Raw genomic sequence first — 2,147 nt, 5'->3', positions numbered from 1 at the left:
CGCGCGCCGGGCCCGCCTCGGACGGCCGGCCCGGGGCCACGGCCGCGGCCAGGGCGCTGTCGCGCCGCTCGGTGTTGCCCAAGGCGTGGGCGGCTTCGGCCACCAGCAACTGGGCCAGCACCTCCAGCTGGGCGCGGTGGATGACGGCGTCGGGGGCCAGGGTGCGCAGCAGGTCCACGGCCTGCTGCGCGGCGCTCTGGGCGCGGACAAAACGGCCCGAGAGCTGGTAGGCCAGGGCGTCGAGCACCTGGGCGTAGACGGCACGCTCCAGCTGGCTGGCGCGCCAGCGGTGGGCCTGTTCCGGCAGGCTGCGCAGCAGCGCCAAGCCGCGCAGGGCCAGGTAGAGCAGGACAAAACCCGCAACCAGGGCAAACAGCACCAGGTTGAAGGACAGGTCGATGCGGTAGGGGTGCCAGAACAGGGTGACGGTGGCCTGGTTGTCACCCACCAGCAGCGCCAACGCCACCGCCAGACCGGCCGTGAACAGGAACCAGAACAGGCTTTTCATCCGGACAGCTCCTGCGGGTCAGCGGCCGCTGGCGGCCACGGCCAGGGCGGCCAGGGTGTCGTCCGGCCGGGGCAAGGCGTCCTGGCGCAGGTCCTGGTAGAGCTGGCCCAGGGTTTGGGTGGCCAGGCGCGTGGCGGGCGCCGCGGTGTCGAAATAGCGCTCCAACAGCCGCTGAGCGGCCTGCACGTCGGACTGGGCGGTGTCAAACTGGCGCGCCAGCATGCCCAGGCGGGCGTTGAGCAGCTTGAGCTTGATGTTCTCGCGCAGGAAATGCGACTGCTCGGGCGCCAGCAGCGCGGCATCGGGCTGGTCGATACGGCTGACGCGGATGAGGTCGGCGGTGCCCTGGCGGAAGTGGGCCCACCAGCGGGCCATGACGCCCGCACGCCAGTCGTTGAAGCGGGACCAGGCGCCCTCCCAGGCAGACCCGGACGCCTCGGCCTCCACGGCCTGCGCGGCGGCCGGCGTGGCCGCCACCGGGGCAGGCGTCGGCGGTACCGCGGCCACCGCCGCATCGGGGCGCAGCGCCGGCTGGGTGCCGACGGCGTTGCGCAAGGGCAGCTCGTCGATGCTGCGCACCAGCTCGTCCAGGCGGCTGGCCAAGGCCGGCACATCCACCAGTGAGGCGGCCCGGATGCGCTCGACGTCGCGGGCGATGGCGCGCTGCACCGGGTTCAGGCGGGGCTGGGCGGCCCGCTCGATGCGCTGCTCGGCCCCTTGCAGGGCCGAAATCAGGGGCTGCGAACTGCCGGTCAACTGGCTTTGCTGCACCGCCAGCCGGAGGGCGGACTCCAGGTCCTGCACCAGGCTGTCGTCGCGCGAGCGCGACACGCTGAGCATCAACTCTTCGAGCTGGCTGCGCTGCAGGGTGACTTCGGACAGGCGGATCTCGGCCACCCCCAGACGGGCTTGCAGCTCCTTGGTCTGCGCCTCGGCCTGCGCAGCCAGGGCCCGGGCGGCCGCGGCTTCGGCCAGGGTGTCGGTGCCGCGCCGAGCCAATTCGGCCTCGGTCTGACCCAGGCGCTGCCACAGCAGACCGGTCGCCACGGCCGAGGCAGCGGCCAGGGCCAAGGCCAGCCCCGTCACGACCTGGCTGGTGCGCGCGGAGGCCGCGGCAGGGGGCGGCACAGGAGACGCGGCATCGGCCGCGCCGGCGGTGGTGGGGGGGGTGTCGGTTTCGGCCATGGTCATGGCAACGATTCTAGGGTGCGCAACACATCCGGCAAGGCGGGCCGGGTTTCCTGCACGCGGCCAAAACCCAGTTCGTGGGCGGCCTGGGCGATGCGGGGGTGGGTGACCAGGGCGCGGGCGTGGCGCCAGTCCTGGTCGGGGCACAGGCCGCGCAGGTGGCCCAGCGCTTCGGAGCTGCTGAACAGCCACCAGGCGCCCGCCTCGGCCCAGCGCCGGCAGCGCTCGCGGTCGGCCTGTTCGCACGCGGCCGGAGCCCGGCGCCGGTACGCCACACAGCGGGTCACGGTGCCGCCGGCGGCCTCGCAGCGGCGCACCAGCCAGTCGCGCCCGGCGTGGCCATCGGCCGACACGCCGTGCACCACGAGCAAGCGGTGGCCTGGGCGCAATTGCGGCGCCACCACGGCCCACAGCGCCTCGGAGTCGAACTGTTCGGCCTGGGCGCTGGGCT

Annotated in this window: 3 protein-coding genes; all 3 read right to left on the bottom strand. The window is 73.8% G+C overall.

Annotation, left to right across the window (positions count from 1 at the left end):
- The coding region (locus tag CON77_RS13960) for a heme biosynthesis HemY N-terminal domain-containing protein (RefSeq protein WP_198552394.1) at positions 1-508 on the bottom strand (508 nt) is incomplete at its 3' end.
- An 18-nt stretch (positions 509-526) separates the two neighbouring features.
- Positions 527-1,699, bottom strand: coding sequence for a uroporphyrinogen-III C-methyltransferase (locus CON77_RS13955; RefSeq protein ID WP_101050107.1), 1,173 nt, complete (start codon positions 1,697-1,699; stop codon positions 527-529).
- A partial coding sequence (locus tag CON77_RS13950; protein WP_198552393.1) for a uroporphyrinogen-III synthase occupies positions 1,696-2,147 on the bottom strand: 452 nt, incomplete at its 5' end. The genes CON77_RS13955 and CON77_RS13950, both read right to left, overlap by 4 nt.

Source organism: Macromonas nakdongensis, from assembly GCF_002837145.1.
Classification (GTDB): Bacteria; Pseudomonadota; Gammaproteobacteria; order Burkholderiales; family Burkholderiaceae_C; genus Macromonas_B; species Macromonas_B nakdongensis.
This window is presented reverse-complemented; position numbering and strand designations above follow the sequence as displayed.

Excerpts from the sequence above, each read along its gene's own strand:
- CON77_RS13955 (WP_101050107.1), bottom strand. The coding sequence starts at position 1,699 with ATGACCATGGCCGAAACCGACACCCCCCCCACCACCGCCGGCGCGGCC.